We start from the raw sequence: 15,860 nt of genomic DNA, 5'->3' as shown, positions 1-15,860 counted from the left end.
AGCCTAGGTGAGTACCGTGTCGGCATGCGCGTGCTCGTCTTCCTCGACGGAACCCCGGCCGACCCCGACGTGGCCCAGATCAAGGTCGACGACCTCGGGCTCATGCGCGGCGACGGCGTCTTCGAGACGATCTTGGTCGTCGACGGCAAGCCCCGGGAGCTGGGTCCGCACCTCGAGCGGCTGGCCCGCTCGGCGGCCATGCTCGACCTCCCCGAGCCCGACCTCGCGGCCTGGGAGCGGGTCGTTTCGCTGGTGCTCGAAAGGTGGGCAGGCGGGCCGGAAATGGTGCTGAAACTGGTGTACACGCGGGGATCCGACGGCGATCCGGCCGCGGTGCCGACCGGCTTCGCACTGGGCTCGGAGGTCGCACCGTCGATCCTGAAGGCCCGTGCCGAAGGCGTCGCCGCGATCACCCTCGAACGCGGTTTCCCGCCCGATCTCGCCGAGCGCGCGCCGTGGCTGCTGCTCGGCGCGAAGCCGTTGTCGTACGCGATGAACATGGCCGCCGTGCGGGAGGCGGGCCGTCGTGGGGCCGAAGATGTGATTTTCACCGCGGCCGACGGATCGGTCTTCGAGGGGCCGACGTCGACCGTCGTGCTCGCCAAGGGACGGACCCTCTACACACCGCCGCCGAGCATCGGGATCCTGCCGGGCACCACCCAGGCCGCGCTGTTCCGCGGGGCCGAGAAGGCGGGCTGGGCGGTCAAGGTGGAGCCGCTGACCGTGCGTGACCTCGTCGAGGGCGACGGCGTGTTCATGGCCTCCAGCGTCCGGAAGCTGACCCGGGTGCACACGCTCGACGGCGAGCGGCTGCCGGACTCCACTGCGCTGTACGCGGAGCTGGTCGCGGCCTACGAGGGCGAATACGCCTGACCCTGGGTGATCCGGACGACGGCGGGGGCGACCTCTTCGGCGCGGTAGGCGGCGATCTTGTGGTGGCCGTCGATGATCAGCTCGCGCTCGCCGTCGGCCAGCACCACCGCGACCGGCCGGTGCCCGCTGCGGATGGCCGTCCGGTAGTAGCCGACGCGGGCCTCGTCCGACGGCGGCCAGGCGTCGGTCGGGGTCAGCAGCTGGTCCTCCGGCAGCCGTTCCGGGCCGCTCACCCGGTAGTCGCCGTCGACGAGCAGGTCGAGGACCGGGCCGAGCGTGGTGGCCAGCGGACGGCGCAGCTGTCCGGTGGCCAGCGCGATCCGCAGGGACTGCGGCAGCTCCGCCCGCGCCCGCGCGTTCACGTCCAGGAAACCCGTGCCACCGCTGATCGTCACCTGTTCCACGCTTATGAGGACGGGCGACGGCGTGACATGGTTCCGACCCCTACCCGGACGGGTGCACCGGGTGAGCCCGGTGTCACCCGCGCGGCGGTACGTCTTGCTCAGGACGGCCGGAACCGGATGCGGGTACCCGGCCGAGCCTGCGCGAGGGCGCCCAGCGCGGCCGTTTTCACGACGGCGGCGACCGGGTAGCCGCCGGTGGTCGGGTGGTCGGCGAGGAACACCACCGGCAGCCCGCTGGGCGGCACCTGGACGGCCCCGGTGACGACGCCCTCGCTGGGCAGCTCGCCTTCGACGGCCCGCCGCAGCGGCGTCCCGTCGAGGCGCAGGCCGACGCGGTTCGACTCGGCCGTGACCGTCCACCCCGCCGCGAGCCCGGCGGCCGGGTCGGCGAACCAGTCCTCGCGCGGCCCGAGCGTCACGGGCACGACGAGCTCGGAGGGTGCCCGGGCGGGCACGACGACGTCCGCACCCGCGGGGATTCCCGGCTCACCGAGCGGGAGGACGTCCCCGGCGCGCAGCGGCGGCGGGCCGATGCCGGACAGGACGTCCCGTGACCGGCTGCCCAGCACCGGCTCCACCGCGATCCCGCCCGAGACGGCCAGGTAGCAGCGCAGGCCGGTCGCAGGCGTGCCCAGCGTCAGCGTCTGGCCGGCGCGCACCGCCAGCGGCACGTGGGAGCCGGACGGCCGCCCGTCGATCCGGACGTCGACCGCCGGGCCGGTGACCGCCGCCGTCACCGCGGCCGTGAAACGCACGGAGAGCCCGCCGAGCAGGGCCTCGACGCCGGCCGCGTCTTCGGGGTTGCCGGCGAGCCGGTTCGCCAGCCGCAGCGACGCCCGGTCGAGCGCCCCCGACGGCGCGACACCCAGGTGGGCGTACCCGGGCCGGCCCAGGTCCTCGACCAGCGCGTACCGCCCGGGGTCGAGCACCTCCACGCTCCTCACCGGACGCTCCGGAAGCGCACGCGGTCGCCCGGTGCGAACAACGCGGGCGGGTCGGCGTGCGGGTCGAACAGCGTCGCCGACGTGTGCCCGAGCAGCCGCCAGCCGCCCGGTGACTCGCGCGGGTAGACGCCGGTGAACTCGCCGGCGATCCCGACCGAGCCGGCCGGGACGCGGGTGCGCGGCGACTCGAGGCGCGGCTGCCGGAGCGGCGCGGGAAGCCCGGTCAGGTAGCCGAAGCCGGGCGCGAAGCCGGTGAACGCCACGGTGTAGCCGGCTTCGGTGTGCATCGCGACGACGGCTTCGGGCGAGATCCCGGCGTCGGCGGCGATGAGGGCCAGGTCCTCGCCGTCGTAGCGGACGTCGAGGGTGACTTCGCGGGGCTCGTCCGCGGGCGGGTGCGTGAGATCGGCGGCTTCGAGCAGGGCCCGCACGGCCGCGACCCCGCCCACGACGAGCAGGCTGCGCGCGCCGGGCACGAGGTCGACGACCCCGGGCGGGCGCGCGGCCAGCACGGTGGCGTGGGCGGCCCGCATCTGCTCCAGCGAGTCGCAGTCGAGCAGGGCCGCGTCCTCGCCGCACCGCCGCCAGCGCACCGGCCTCAGCCGACGACGCGGTGCAGCAGCGCCGAGGTGTGCGGCTGCATCTCCTGGCCCGCCATCGCCCGCTCCTCGACGTAGCCGAGGGAGCCTTCGATCAGGCCGTACAGGCGCTGGGCCGCGGTGACGTCCTTGGCCGTCGCCGTGCGGATCACCGCGTCGGTGCCGAGCTCCCACGACGTCTGGTTGCGCGGCTTGCCGTAGTACAGCTCGACGATGCCGGTGTTGTGGGTGAGCAGCAGCTCGATCGAGTCGTCCGCCTGCGGCCGCCAGAACCCGGACTCGCGGGCGGCGGGCCGGATGACGTTGCCGTCCTCGTCCAGCAGCCACGCGCGGGACTCGTGGATCAGGAACGGGCGCCCGTCGTGGGAGATCGTCAGCTGCTGCGCGAACTTGTACGGGCCCTCGATGGTCGGGTAGTCGACCTCGCCCTCACCGCGCCAGACACCGACGAGCGGCAGCAGCGCGAGGCAGGCGTCGTTGAGGTTCGGCCCCTCGCGCAGGTTCGCGGTGTCGTTGGGGATGGGCAGGTCGTCCCACAGCGGGAGGTTGCGCGAACGGGTGCTCTCCGCGCGCTTCTCCGCTGCCACGATGGCTTCGTCGCCGCTGGCGGTCATGGGTCAGCGCTGGTCCGCGTACAGCCGGTAGACGACGTACACGGCGAACCAGGTGATCGCGATGCCGGCGAGGACCAGCAGAGTCGTAAAGAAGGCTTCCACGCCCCGCAGAATAGTCGCCCCCGTGCGGAACGGCCCTGCGCAGGGTCGCCGCGGTGAGCACAGTCACCCGGCCGGAAACGCCGCGAAGGCCTCCCTGCCGCAGCAGGAAGGCCTTCGCGGTGCAGCGGGGACTCAGCCGACGGAGATGGCCAGCTGGTGCAGGCCGGGGCCCTCCGCGGTCACGGAAGCTTCGCCGTTGCCGGTGCGGTGCAGGGCGCGGACCGTCCACTCGCCCGGCGCCGCGTAGAAGCGGAAGTCGCCGTCGGCCGAGGAGACGACCTCGCCGGTGAAGTCGCCGCCGCCGTCCAGCAGCCGGACGAACGCGCCGCCGACCGGCCCGTTCGCGCCGGTCACCTTGCCGGCGAGCACGACCTGGCCGCGCGTGTCGAAGTCCGCAGGCGTGGCCTCCTGGGCCGGTGCGCCGCAGCTGTCGTCAACCGCCATCACTTGGCTCCCAACTCGACCGGCACGCCGACCAGCGAGCCGTATTCCGTCCACGAACCGTCGTAGTTCTTGACGTCCTCGTAGCCCAGCAGCTCGTGCAGCGCGAACCAGGCGATCGAGGAGCGCTCACCGATGCGGCAGTAGGCGATGGTGCCCTTGCCCTCGTCGATGCCCTCGTCCTTGTAGAGCTCCCGGATCTCGTCCTCGGTCTTGAAGGTGCCGTCCTCGTTGGCGACCTTCGCCCACGGCACGTTGAGCGCGCCGGGGATGTGGCCGGGGACCTGGGACTGCTCCTGCGGCAGGTGCGCCGGGGCGAGCAGCTTGCCGGAGAACTCGTCCGGCGAGCGGACGTCCACGAAGTTCTTCGACCCGATCGACTGGACGACCTCGTCGCGGAACGCGCGCAGCGAGAGGTCCTGGTCCTGGGCCTTGTACTCCGTCGTGTCCCGCTTGACCTCGTCGGAGTTCAGCTCGCGGCCGTCGAGCTCCCACTTCTTGCGGCCGCCGTCGAGCAGCTTGACCTTGTCGTGGCCGTACAGCTTGAAGTACCAGTACGCGTACGCGGCGAACCAGTTGTTGTTGCCGCCGTAGAGGATCACCAGGTCGTCGTTGGAGATGCCCTTCTCCGAGAGGAGCTTCTCGAAGCCCTCCTTGGAGACGAAGTCGCGGCGCACCCCGTCCTGCAGGTCCTTCCGCCAGTCGAACTTCACCGCGCCCCGGATGTGGCCGGCGTCGTAGGCGGTGGTGTCCTCGTCGACCTCGGCGAACACGACGCCGGGGGTGTCCAGGTTCTCCTCGGCCCACTGGGTGGTGACCAGGACGTCTTCACGGCTCATGAGAACAGAACTCTCTTTCTGGGATTGACTCTCTAGGACGCGCGGGCGGGGGTGAAGCGTTTGATGAGCAAGAACATTTCGCAGCCGAGGCAGAAGTCGAAGGCCGCGTTGAGGAAGGCGGCGAACAGCGCGAACGCCGTCGCGACGATGCCGAGCGGGGTGATCCCGGCGGCGAAGCCGATCGTGCCGGCCAGTGCGAACACGAACCCGACGGCCTGGGCGAACCGCAGCGGCGCCGCGTCCTCGCGCTCGTCGGTCGGGCCGAGGCGCGGGGCGACCAGCGCGCGGTAGAGGATCGAGTACGGCGCCGGCTTGAGGCCGACGAAGGCGCCGATGGCGAAGACGACGGTCTGGACCGCCAGCAGCGGCCACCACTGGGTGACCAGCACGACCGCGAGCACGATCGTGGTCAGGATGGCGGCGAACCGCGGGCCTCGCGGGTCGACGGCCGGTCCGGCGGACATGGTGCCTCCAGCTGGAGCAAGGGGTGCGTGCGAACGGCACGCGTCAGCGGCATCAGGGCTGGTGGGGACCGGATCGAAAGGTTCAGCGCCGGTCTGGCTGAACGCGACACAGGCTGCTGCGGACGCGGCAGAGGTCGACTGCGCGTCGCTGCGTCAAGAAGGTGGTCAGCCCGGTCACGGGTGCGAGGGTACCCAGCGCTCTCTCAAGGTGGGAACCACGTTCATACCTTGGGACGATTCCCAAGATACGGGACAAACCCCGGTCAGGGCGTCCGGGTCGTGAGATGCGGCCGTAGGGCGTCCAGGAGTTCGGGGCCCTTGGGGACGCCGCCGACGCGCAGCAGCTCCCGGCCGTCCGGGGTCAGCGCGATCGTGGTCGGCGTGCGCAGCACGGACAGCGACTGCGCGACCTCCGGCTGGTTCGTCACGTCGAGTTCGACGTGGTGCAGGCCGTCGGTGCGCTCGGCCAGCGGCGCGAGCACGGCCTTCGCGTGCCGGCAGGGCGCGCAGAAGGTGGTGGAGATCTGGACCAGCGTCACCGCGGACGCCGGGTCGAGCACGTCGGTGACGGGAGCGGGCAGCTCGCGCGTCGGCTTGGCGTCGCGCACCCGGCCGTTGCGGGCCTTGAGCAGCGCACCGACGGCCGCGGCGGCCACCAGCGTCGCCACGAGCACCCACACTCCCGTCACCGCACCGCTCCCTACTTGCTGAGGTCCGCGAAGGACACGTTGCTCGCCTTGCCCTTGATCGTCACCGATCCGCTCTGCACCCGCACGCCGGTCGGGGTGACCGACAGCGGCAGGTCCTTCGTGTTGATCGAGGCGTTGAAGTTCGGCATCAGCGCCTTCTGCACCGCCGCCGGGACGACGGTGGTCTCCTGGTCGTTCCCGAACTGCAGCCGCTTGGGGAGGAAGTTGATCGTTCCCTTGGCGGCGTCCGCCTCGATCATCGCGAAACAGAAGATTTCCAGATCCTTGCCCGCGAACTGAAGGTGTCCCGAAATGCGGACACCGGTGCTCGACTCGTCCTGGTCGGCCTGGCCCTCGGTGGTCTTCGTCGTGGTCGGCGCGGGCTCGCTCTGGCCGGCGTCGCCGTTCTCGACGTATTCGGTGGTCGACGGCTCGATCCGGAGGTCCTTGATCTTGTCCAGCGGCGAGAGCCGGGCCAGGTCGGCGGCCTTGATGGTGACCGAGCCGGTCAGCTCGCCGATGGTGATCGCCTTCGTGTTGCCGTTCGTCAGGTCGGACAGCGGGGCCTTGACGTCCTCGAGCTCGGCGTTGACCGCGACGTCCTGCAGCTTCTGGGCGACCGGGATGCCGGCGGCGGACACGCTGATGTGACTGTAGTCACCGCCGAGGGCCTGGGTGAGGAACGGGAAGCCGTGGATCGTCACCGACGGGTCGTCGCTCAGCTGCAGCTGGGTGCGCACCTTCTGCGAAATCATGTGCTCGGCGAACGCCGCCGCCCCGAAATCGGCCCCGACCAGCAGCAGGACCAGCACGATCAGTGCGATCACCCAGCGCCGGGCCCGGCGGCCGCGGCGTCGCGCGTCGGGCGTCGGTCCGGGTCGGTCGTCCCGGGTCACGGGCCTGCTCACCATCGCGTCCGTACTCCTGTTCGTCGGGGACACCGGGATTCCTCCAGGTGTGATCGATCCAGCAAGGGTTAGGTGCCCGGCCGTTCAGCCGCTATTCTCACTTAGCACCGACCAACGCCGCTTTGCGGCGACGACTCGAGAAGGCGGTGCGGCTGATGAGCCTGGACCTTCTGGTACTGACTGCGGAGGCCGACGCCACGTCGGTGCTGCCCGCACTGGACCTGCTGCCGCACACCGTACGCGTCCGCGCTCCCGAGGTGACGGCCCTGCTCGACGCCGGCCACCGCGATGTGATCCTCCTCGACGCGCGCAGCGACCTGGCCTCGGCGAAGAGCCTCTGCCGCCTGCTCAAGGGCACCGGCGAGGAAGAGGCGGCCACCCCGATCATCGCCGTCGTCGGCGAAGGCGGGCTCGTCGCCGTGAGCGCCGAGTGGCGCACCGACGACATCCTGCTGCCCACGGCGGGCCCGGCCGAGGTCGACGCCCGGCTGCGGCTGGTGACGACCCGCGACGGCGGTTCCGCGCAGGTCGACGCCGAGCTGCGGGTCGGTGAGCTGGTGATCGACGAGGCGACCTACACCGCCCGCCTCCGCAAGCGCACCCTCGAGCTCACCTACAAGGAGTTCGAGCTGCTCAAGTACCTCGCGCAGCACGCGGGCCGGGTGTTCACCCGCGCCCAGCTGCTGCAGGAGGTCTGGGGCTACGACTTCTTCGGCGGCACCCGCACGGTCGACGTGCACGTCCGGCGGCTGCGCGCCAAGCTCGGCCCCGAGCACGAGCAGATGATCGGGACGGTGCGCAACGTCGGCTACAAGTTCGAGCGGCCGGCCAAGAGCGGCGGGCCGAGGCCGGGCGTGCCCGCCCAGGCCGATGCCCCGGCCGAGACTCCCGAACTCGCCCACTGACGTCCCCACCTTCACCTGGACGCGGCGACAACGTTCGCGTTGCGTCCGGCACGGGTACGGTCGCAGGGTGACCGGAGAGTGGCGGCAGGAACTGGACGAAAAGCAGCTCGAGGACGTCCGCGGGCTGCTGCTGGCCGTGCGGGGCGCGGACGGGCGCCCCGAGGTCGGGCCCGATGGCCCGCTGCCCGGCGAGTTCGACGGCGGTGAGCACCTGGTCGCCTGCGTCGAGGACGAGGTCGTCGGCTACGCGCACCTCGACACCACGGGTGACTCCTTCGGCCACCAGGTCGCCGAGCTGTTCGTGCACCCCGCCCACCGTGGCCGCGGCTACGGCGCGAAGCTGCTTCAGTCGCTCGACGAGCGGGCCGCGGTCGGGTTCCGCGTCTGGGCGCACGGTGACCACCCGGCCGCGCAGAAGCTGGCCGTCAAGACCGGTCTCGAACGCAAGCGCGAACTGCTGATCCTGCACGTCGACGTCGACAGCGCGGTCTGGCCTGAGCCGGTGCTGCGCGAGGGTGTCTCGCTGCGGACGTTCGTGCCGGGCCAGGACGAGGACGCCGTGGTGCGGGTGAACGCGCGGGCCTTCGACTGGCACCCCGAGCAGGGCGCGCTGACCGCCGACGACGTCCGCGCCGACGAAGCCCGGCCGTGGTTCGACGCCGACGGCTTCTTCCTCGCCGAACAGGACGGCGAGGTCATCGGCTTCCACTGGACGAAGGTCCACGAGCCCACCCCCGGCCGGTTCGGCGGCGAGCCCGTCGGCGAGGTGTACGTCGTCGGCGTCGACCCGGCCGCGCAGGGCGGCGGGCTCGGCCGGGCGCTCACGCTCGCCGGGCTGCGGTACCTCGCGAGCCGCGGGCTGCGGCAGATCATCCTGTACGTCGAGGGCGACAACGCGCCGGCTCTGGCGGTCTACACCAAGCTCGGGTTCACCCGTCACGAAACCGACGTCCAGTACGGTCGGTGACCACGGTGGACGCCGTGCAAGCACGTCGTCACTGACGGCAAACGCCCAGGTCACGGCCCGGACACGGCGGCCTCTCGAGCTAGTCGCACTGCTCACATCCCGGGGTCTGTTCACTTTGCGTTCATTTGTTCACGGCCGACCGTCCACCAGCGCTGCCTAATGTCCGGTTCCGGCACGGCGACCTCCGCCGCGGCCGAACCGGTGAAGCTCCTGATGGAGGAAACAGCAGTGAAGATCATGCGGCCCCTGAGCGCGGTCGGCATCGTGGCGAGCGCCGCTCTCGTGCTCGCCGCCTGTGGCACTGACCCCGCGGCGTCCAACAGCAGCAGCTCGAACTCGGCTTCGGCGCCTGCTGCGACCGGCACCGCCGATGTGGAGTGCGGCGGCAAGAGCCCGCTCTCCGCGGAAGGCTCGTCGGCCCAGAAGAACGCCATCGACATCTTCACGCAGGAGTACGGCAAGAAGTGCTCGGGCCAGAAGGTCAACTACAACCCGAGCGGTTCGGGCGCGGGCGTCAAGCAGTTCAACGCCAACCAGATCGACTTCGGCGGCTCCGACTCGCCGATCAAGGACGCCGACGCCGCGGCCGCCAAGGCCCGCTGCGCCAGCGACGCCTGGAACATCCCGCTGGTCGTCGGCCCGATCGCGGTCGCCTACAAGCTGTCCGGCGTGGACAAGCTGGTGCTGACCCCGTCGGTCACCGCCAAGATCTTCAGCGGCGCGATCACCAAGTGGAACGACCCGGCCATCAAGGGCGTCAAGGGCAACGAGAGCCTTAACCTGCCGGACAAGGCCATCCAGGTCGTCTCCCGCTCCGACGAGTCGGGCACCACCGACAACTTCCAGAAGTACCTGGGTGCGGCGGCGAAGGCCGACTGGACCAAGGGGGCCGGCAAGAAGTTCAACGGCGGCGTCGGCAACGGTGCGCAGGGCTCCAACGGTGTCGCGACCGCGGTGAAGGCCTCCGACGGCGGCATCACCTACGTCGAGGGCGCGTTCGCCAAGGACGGCCTGACCCCGGCCCTGATCGACAGCGGCTCCGGCGGTGTCGAGCTCAACTCGGAGAACGTGGCGAAGTCCCTGGACGCGGCCAAGTTCCTCAAGGACGGCTCCAACGACCTCGCGCTCGACCTCAACGGCATCTACGCCAGCAACACCCCGGGTGCCTACCCGCTGCTGCTGACGACCTACGAGATCGTCTGCTCGAAGTACTCGAACCCGGACGTCGCGAAGGCCGTCAAGGCGTTCCTGACGGTCGCCGCCACCACCGGTCAGCAGCCGCTGTCCGCCAAGGGCTACGTGCCGATCCCGCAGTCGCTGCAGACCAAGGTCCTGGCCGCGGTCAAGGCGATCTCCTGACCCGGCATTGCGACTGACATCCGAGTGATAGAGGCTGGTCAGAAGTAGCTGATGAGCGAGTCATCCTCGACGCGAACGCCCACCGGCGACCCCGGTGGGCGTTCGTCGTCCGCCACGACGCCCCCGGAGGTCCCGATTTCGGAGCAAGCAGCCCCGCCGGCGGCGCCGCAGCCGCCCGCGGGCGAGAAAGCGAAGAAGGTGCGGCCCGGTGACCGCATCTTCCAGAACCTGACCACCGGGGCCGGGATCTTCGTCGTCGCCCTGATCGGCCTGATCGGCCTCTTCCTGCTGATCCAGGCGATCCCGGCGCTGCAGGCGAACAAGGTCAACTTCCTCACCAACCACGGCTGGTCGACCAACGACCCGGCGAACATGGCGTTCGGCATCCTCGACCTGCTCGAGGTCACCGTGGCGACGTCGCTCGTGGCCCTGGTCATCGCGATGCCGGTCTCGCTGGGCATCGCGCTGTTCCTGACCCAGTACGCGCCGCCGCGCCTCGCGCGGCCGTTCGCCTACGTCGTCGACCTGCTCGCCGCGGTGCCGTCGATCATCTTCGGCCTCTGGGGCATCCTGGTCTTCGCGCCGGCGATCGAGCCGTTCGCGCAGTGGGTCAACGACACGTTCTCGTGGTTCCCGATCCTCGCGCCCGGCAACGTCGCGCCGAGCGTGCGCGGCACGATCTTCACCGCGGGCATCGTGCTGGCCGTGATGATCCTGCCGATCATCACGTCGCTCTCGCGCGAGGTGTTCGAGCGGACGCCGACCCCGCACATCGAGGGTGCGCTCGCCCTCGGCGCCACCCGCTGGGAGGTCATCCGCACCACGGTCCTGCCGTTCGGCAAGGCCGGCTACGTCGGCGCGTCCATGCTGGGCCTCGGCCGCGCGCTGGGCGAGACCATCGCGCTGGCCGTCATCCTGCTGATCCCGCAGGGCAAGAACTTCGACTGGAGCCTCTTCGACGGTGGCGCCACCTTCGCCTCGAAGATCGCCGCCAACTACAGCGAGTTCAACAACGAGGTCTCGGCCGGGGCGTACATCGCGGCCGGCCTGGTGCTGTTCGTGCTCACCTTCGTCGTGAACTTCTTCGCGCGGTCCATCATCGGCAAGAAGGGGGACTGAGCATGTCCACCACGCTCGAAGCTCCCGCCACGACCCCGGCGTTCCAGCAGGTCAGCCTGGGCCGCAAGGTCAAGAACGGGCTGGCGACCACGCTGGTCTGGCTGTCGTTCCTGATCGCCGTCGTCCCGCTGGTGTGGGTGCTCTACACGGTGATCGCCTACGGCATCAAGCGCATCCCCTACAGCAACTGGTGGACCGAGGACTTCGGCGACGTCCTGTCCGACGAGGTCGGCGGCGGCGTGCTGCACGCCATCGTCGGCACCCTGCTGCAGGGCCTGGTGTGCGCGATCATCGCGGTGCCGATCGGCATGCTCGTCGCGATCTACCTCGTCGAGTACGGCCGGGGCGGCAAGCTCGCCAAGGCCACCACGTTCATGGTGGACATCCTCTCCGGTGTCCCGTCCATCGTGGCCGCGCTGTTCATCTACGCGCTGTGGATCACCACGCTCGGCCTGCCGCGCAGCGGCCTCGCCGTTTCGCTGGCCCTGGTGCTGCTGATGATCCCGGTGGTCGTGCGGTCGTCGGAGGAGATGCTGCGGATCGTCCCCGACGACCTGCGCGAGGCGTCGTACGCGCTGGGCGTGCCGAAGTGGAAGACGATCATGAAGATCGTGCTGCCGACGGCGCTGTCCGGCATCATCGGCGGCATCATGATGGCGCTCGCCCGGGTCATGGGCGAGACGGCGCCGCTGCTGGTCCTGGTCGGCTACTCGGCCTACACGAACTGGGACATCTTCCACGGCGAGCAGGCCGCCCTGCCGCTGCTGATGAACAACGAGCGCGTCAGCAACCCGATGGACCCGGGCTCGGTCGGTTTCGACCGGATCTGGGGCGCGGCACTGACCCTGGTGCTCATCATCGCCGTCATCAACCTCCTCGCCACCGTGTTCGCGCGCCTCGTCGCCCCGAAGAAGAAGTGAGCTGTTCCTGATGGCCAAGCGAATCGATGTCAAGGACGTCGACATCTACTACGGCAAGTTCCACGCCGTGGACGGCGTCACCCTGTCCGTGCCGCCGCGCAACGTCACCGCGTTCATCGGCCCGTCGGGCTGCGGCAAGTCGACGGTGCTGCGCACGCTCAACCGCATGCACGAAGTGATCCCCGGCGCCCGGGTGGACGGCCAGGTGCTGCTCGACGGCGAGGACATCTACGCCTCGGCGGTCGACCCGGTGCAGGTGCGCCGCACGATCGGCATGGTGTTCCAGCGCCCCAACCCGTTCCCGACGATGTCCATCAAGGACAACGTCGTCGCCGGGCTGAAGCTGGGTGGCACCAAGGGCAAGAAGACCCTCGACGACATCGCCGAGCGCGCCCTGCGCGGCGCGAACCTCTGGAACGAGGTCAAGGACCGCCTGAACAAGCCGGGTGGCGGCCTCTCGGGCGGTCAGCAGCAGCGGCTGTGCATCGCCCGCGCGATCGCGGTCCAGCCGGACGTGCTGCTGATGGACGAGCCGTGCTCCGCCCTGGACCCGATCTCCACGCTGGCGATCGAGGACTTGATCGGCGAGCTGAAGAAGGACTACACGATCGTCATCGTCACGCACAACATGCAGCAGGCGGCCCGGGTTTCCGACCAGACGGCGTTCTTCAACCTCGCCGGCGTCGGCCAGCCCGGCCGGCTGGTGGAACTGAACGACACGGAGAAGATCTTCTCCAACCCGGACGAAAAAGCCACGGAAGACTACATTTCCGGTCGCTTCGGCTGAGTAGCCGTTGCTGCGAAAGGTCTTTCTCGCCGGCGCTCGGGGCCGGCGAGAAAGACCTTTCGTTTTGTCCTAAGTGGAGCAACGAGAAAGCCCCCGGCCGCTGCCGGGGGCTTTCCCTTTTCGGGACTCAGATGTCGTCGTCGGAGCCGTAGCCCGGCATCTTGCCGGTGACGACGAAGATCATCCGCTTTGCGACCGACACCGCGTGGTCGGCGTAGCGCTCGTAGAAGCGGCCCAGCAGGGTGACGTCGACCGCCGAGGCGACGCCGTACGGCCACTCACGGTCCATCAGGACGGTGAACAGGTGGCGGTGGATGTCGTCCACCTGGTCGTCGTCGGACTCGATCGTCTTCGCCGCTTCGACGTCCTTGGAGTGGATGACCTGCTCCACCTGGCGGGCCAGCTTGACGGCCACCTCGCCCATTTCGGTGAAGTACGGGCGCACCGACTCCGGCAGCACCGGGTCCGGGTGACGGCGGCGCGCGGCCTTCGCCACGTGCAGCGCCAGGTCGCCCATGCGCTCCAGGCTTTCGGCGGCGTGGATCGCCGCGAGCACCGTGCGCAGGTCGGTCGCCACCGGCGCTTGGAGGGCCAGCAGGGCGTACGCCTGCTCCTCGCACTGGGCGCGGGCGTCGTCGACCTTCGAGTCGTCGCTGATCACCTGCTCGGCGAGACTGAGGTCGGCCTCCAGGAGGGCGCGCGTGGCGCGCTCCATGGCGTCGGCGACCTGGACCGACATACCGGCCAGGTGGTCGGCGAGCTGTTCGAGTTCGACATGGTAGGCCTCACGCATGGCCCAACCCTACGGCCAACCGTGACCAAACACCGCATCGCCGGGTGAACCGCACGTGAACCCGGACTAACGATCCTCGCGGATCAGCCGTTCCCGCTGCTCTTGCGGGTGGTCGTCGACTTCGAGCTGCTGCTGCTCTTCGACTTCGACGTGCTGGTCGGCGGCGCCTGCTCGCTCACCGGGATCGGCGCGTTCGGGTCCGGCAGCGGGGTGTTGTTGCGCAGCGCGTCGAACAGGGTCTTCGTCTTGCTGACGACGAGCACCTCGTTGCCGCGGTTGTTGGCCATGCCGACCGTCGGGACGGTGAGGAAGGTGATCTTCGACGGGTCCAGGCCCTTCATCGACTGCGCCAGCGTCATCATCTGCTTGACGCCGAGGTTGTCGCCGAAGGTGGCCTTCGCGAAGGCGGTGATGAAGTCGCTCAGCTTGCCGGGGTCGAGCACGACGTCCGAGGACATGACCTTCTTCAGCAGCGCGCCGATGAACTCCTGCTGCCGCTTGATCCGGCCGTAGTCGGAAGTCGGGTCGCCCTTGACGTGCCGCGCGCGCACGAAGTTCAGCGCCTGGTCGCCGGAGATGGTGACGTCACCGGTCTGCAGCAGCACCTTGCCGAGGATGGTGTCGTCGATCGGGATCTCGTTGTGGATGGTGACGCCGTGCACCGCGTCGACCATCTCCTTGAAGCCGTTGAAGTCGATGCCGACGAAGTGGTTGATCCGCAGGCCGGTGATCTGCTGGATCACCTTGGTGACGCACGCCGGGCCGCCGACCGCGTAGGCGGTGTTGAGCTTGGCGAACTTCGCGCCCTTGTAGATCTCGTCGGTGGTCTTGTTCTGCGCCGGGTCCCACTTCTGGCAGTCCGGGCGGTTGATCTCGAGGTCACGCGGGAAGGACGTGACGACGACCCGCTTCCGGTCGGCGGGCACGTGCGCGACCATCACGGTGTCGCTCCGCGCGCCGGGGGTGCTGTCGGCGGTGCCGACGCCTTCCTCGGCGGACGCGCCGTCGCGCGTGTCCGAGCCGACCATCAGGAAGTTCTCGTCGTTGGCCTGGGCCGCGGCGTCCTGGATGTCGGAGGAGTTCTCGTCGAGGGCGGAGACCTGGGTGAACTTGGCGTCGAAGTAGGTCTGCGCGCCCCAGGCACCCCCGATCCCCAGGAAGACGAGCCCGGCCACCACGGCGGCGGCGATCCGCCCGAACTGCGCCGACCGCCGCGGCTTTTCCTGCACGGGGCTCAGCGCGGGAGCGGCTTCTTCGGCCTCGGCTTCACCGGCGGTGACCACGCGCTGCAGGGCGGTCCGGGTGCTCTCGATGAGGGAAGCGGGCGAGAGGCGTTCACGGCGTTCCCGCCGCTTGGCCTCTTCGGCTTCCATCTCGTCGTGGGCGGCGGAGAACCGGGCGAGGGTGTGGTCGATCTTGCGACGGTATTGCGTCGCTTCGTCGATCGCTTCCATCTCGTCGGTCATGGTCAGCGGATCGAGAGCAGCCCGAGGCGGAACACCGGGCGCCGACCCGTCATCGGCGACGCGGCGGCCCGCGGGGCTTTCGCCGGCGGCGCGCTGGGGAGCGGCCCCTTCGACGCGGCGGCCGGTGGGGCCCTCGCCGGTGGTGCGCTGAGCTGCGGCCCCTTCAGCGGTGCGGCGGGGCATCGGATTTTCCGCGGTGCGCCGAGGTCCAGGACCATCCGCGGCAGGGCGGCGGCCTGCAGGCCCGTCACCGGCGACAGCGCGCGTAGGAGCGGCCCCTTCGGCGGGGGCTCGGCGAGGCGCCGGGCTGTCCGGCGTGGTGCGCGAGGGCGCGGCGGCCTCGCCGGTGCGGCGGGGTGCCGGACCACCCGCGGCGGCGCGGCGGCCTGCGGGCCCCTCGCCGGCGCCACCCTCACCCGTGCGGCGGGGTGCCGGGCTGTCCGGCGTCGAGCGTTGCGGCGCGCGCCGCGGCGGGGCGTTTTCGGCCTGGGGAGGCTCGGCCGCCGCGCGGCGCGGGCGCCTCGGGGGCTGCTGGGCCGCGGAGGTCTGCTGGGGGCCCGGGTTGGCCGCCGGCGGGCGGCGCTGCAGGGGTGCCTCCGGCAGCGGGGCCGCCGCCGTTGTGCGGCGGGGCTGCCTCGGGCGGGGTGCGCGCGGTTGACGAGTGGCG

General features: G+C 70.4%; 18 protein-coding genes. 7 read left to right on the top strand and 11 right to left on the bottom strand.

The genetic code is table 11. The annotated features are described in order from the left end of the window. Positions 1-24: 24 nt before the first annotated feature. A complete protein-coding gene (locus tag ABZX11_RS06000) occupies positions 25-873 on the top strand; it encodes an aminodeoxychorismate lyase (RefSeq protein ID WP_354910316.1) in 849 nt (282 codons plus the stop codon). Here ABZX11_RS06000 and ABZX11_RS05995 read toward each other — a convergent pair. From ABZX11_RS05995 to ABZX11_RS05955, 9 genes are all read right to left on the bottom strand, one after another. After that, the gene (locus ABZX11_RS05995; protein ID WP_176174149.1) at positions 852-1,277 is read right to left on the bottom strand and encodes a hypothetical protein; all 426 of its coding nucleotides are present in this window, start codon (positions 1,275-1,277) and stop codon (positions 852-854) included. The genes ABZX11_RS06000 and ABZX11_RS05995 overlap by 22 nt on opposite strands. Before the next feature lie 98 nt (positions 1,278-1,375). Further along, entirely contained in the window at positions 1,376-2,206 is an 831-nt protein-coding gene (locus tag ABZX11_RS05990; RefSeq protein WP_176178074.1) for a biotin-dependent carboxyltransferase family protein, read from the bottom strand. 11 nt (positions 2,207-2,217) lie between these two features. Next, positions 2,218-2,814, bottom strand: coding sequence for a 5-oxoprolinase subunit PxpB (gene pxpB, locus ABZX11_RS05985; protein WP_354910314.1), 597 nt, complete (start codon positions 2,812-2,814; stop codon positions 2,218-2,220). Between the two features lie 5 nt (positions 2,815-2,819). After that, the gene (locus ABZX11_RS05980; protein ID WP_354910311.1) at positions 2,820-3,434 is read right to left on the bottom strand and encodes an FABP family protein; all 615 of its coding nucleotides are present in this window, start codon (positions 3,432-3,434) and stop codon (positions 2,820-2,822) included. 234 nt (positions 3,435-3,668) lie between these two features. Then, complete coding sequence (locus tag ABZX11_RS05975; protein WP_176174152.1) at positions 3,669-3,980, bottom strand: DUF1416 domain-containing protein; 312 nt, start codon at positions 3,978-3,980, stop codon at positions 3,669-3,671. After that, positions 3,980-4,816: a sulfurtransferase gene (locus ABZX11_RS05970; RefSeq protein ID WP_176174153.1), complete on the bottom strand. Its 837-nt coding sequence runs from the start codon at positions 4,814-4,816 to the stop codon at positions 3,980-3,982. The genes ABZX11_RS05975 and ABZX11_RS05970 overlap by 1 nt, the downstream gene beginning before the upstream one ends. Before the next feature lie 32 nt (positions 4,817-4,848). Then, entirely contained in the window at positions 4,849-5,280 is a 432-nt protein-coding gene (locus ABZX11_RS05965) for a DUF4395 domain-containing protein (RefSeq protein WP_354910308.1), read from the bottom strand. A gap of 263 nt (positions 5,281-5,543) precedes the next feature. Continuing rightward, positions 5,544-5,969: a thioredoxin family protein gene (locus ABZX11_RS05960; RefSeq protein WP_354910306.1), complete on the bottom strand. Its 426-nt coding sequence runs from the start codon at positions 5,967-5,969 to the stop codon at positions 5,544-5,546. An 11-nt stretch (positions 5,970-5,980) separates the two neighbouring features. After that, positions 5,981-6,880 carry a DUF2993 domain-containing protein gene (locus tag ABZX11_RS05955; protein ID WP_176174156.1) on the bottom strand — a complete coding sequence of 300 codons (900 nt, stop codon included), beginning with the start codon at positions 6,878-6,880 and terminating at the stop codon, positions 5,981-5,983. Between the two features lie 152 nt (positions 6,881-7,032). Between ABZX11_RS05955 and ABZX11_RS05950 the strand changes: the two genes are divergently transcribed. The 6 genes from ABZX11_RS05950 to pstB all read left to right on the top strand — a co-directional run bounded on the left by ABZX11_RS05950 (position 7,033) and on the right by pstB (position 12,934). Beyond that, a complete protein-coding gene (locus ABZX11_RS05950) occupies positions 7,033-7,782 on the top strand; it encodes a response regulator transcription factor (RefSeq protein WP_176174157.1) in 750 nt (249 codons plus the stop codon). Positions 7,783-7,849: 67 nt separating this feature from the next. Continuing rightward, positions 7,850-8,749: a mycothiol synthase gene (mshD, locus tag ABZX11_RS05945; RefSeq protein ID WP_176174158.1), complete on the top strand. Its 900-nt coding sequence runs from the start codon at positions 7,850-7,852 to the stop codon at positions 8,747-8,749. Between the two features lie 228 nt (positions 8,750-8,977). Further along, positions 8,978-10,108, top strand: coding sequence for a phosphate ABC transporter substrate-binding protein PstS (pstS, locus tag ABZX11_RS05940; protein WP_176178075.1), 1,131 nt, complete (start codon positions 8,978-8,980; stop codon positions 10,106-10,108). A 198-nt stretch (positions 10,109-10,306) separates the two neighbouring features. Further along, complete coding sequence (gene pstC, locus ABZX11_RS05935) at positions 10,307-11,227, top strand: phosphate ABC transporter permease subunit PstC (protein WP_176178076.1); 921 nt, start codon at positions 10,307-10,309, stop codon at positions 11,225-11,227. Positions 11,228-11,229: 2 nt separating this feature from the next. Continuing rightward, positions 11,230-12,147, top strand: coding sequence for a phosphate ABC transporter permease PstA (gene pstA / locus ABZX11_RS05930; protein WP_176174159.1), 918 nt, complete (start codon positions 11,230-11,232; stop codon positions 12,145-12,147). Between the two features lie 10 nt (positions 12,148-12,157). After that, positions 12,158-12,934, top strand: coding sequence for a phosphate ABC transporter ATP-binding protein PstB (gene pstB / locus ABZX11_RS05925; protein WP_086862623.1), 777 nt, complete (start codon positions 12,158-12,160; stop codon positions 12,932-12,934). A 127-nt stretch (positions 12,935-13,061) separates the two neighbouring features. Here the strand turns inward: pstB and phoU are convergent, their stop codons facing one another. Both phoU and ABZX11_RS05915 read right to left on the bottom strand, forming a co-directional pair. Continuing rightward, positions 13,062-13,727 carry a phosphate signaling complex protein PhoU gene (phoU, locus tag ABZX11_RS05920; RefSeq protein ID WP_176174160.1) on the bottom strand — a complete coding sequence of 222 codons (666 nt, stop codon included), beginning with the start codon at positions 13,725-13,727 and terminating at the stop codon, positions 13,062-13,064. 83 nt (positions 13,728-13,810) lie between these two features. Then, complete coding sequence (locus ABZX11_RS05915; RefSeq protein WP_176174161.1) at positions 13,811-15,193, bottom strand: LCP family protein; 1,383 nt, start codon at positions 15,191-15,193, stop codon at positions 13,811-13,813. Between the last annotated feature and the right edge of the window lie 667 nt (positions 15,194-15,860).

Source organism: Amycolatopsis sp. NPDC004169 (assembly GCF_040610315.1).
In the GTDB taxonomy this organism is placed as follows: Bacteria; Actinomycetota; Actinomycetes; order Mycobacteriales; family Pseudonocardiaceae; genus Amycolatopsis.
The sequence above is the reverse complement of the archived record's forward strand: the minus strand, read 5'-3'. Positions and strand labels throughout refer to the sequence as shown.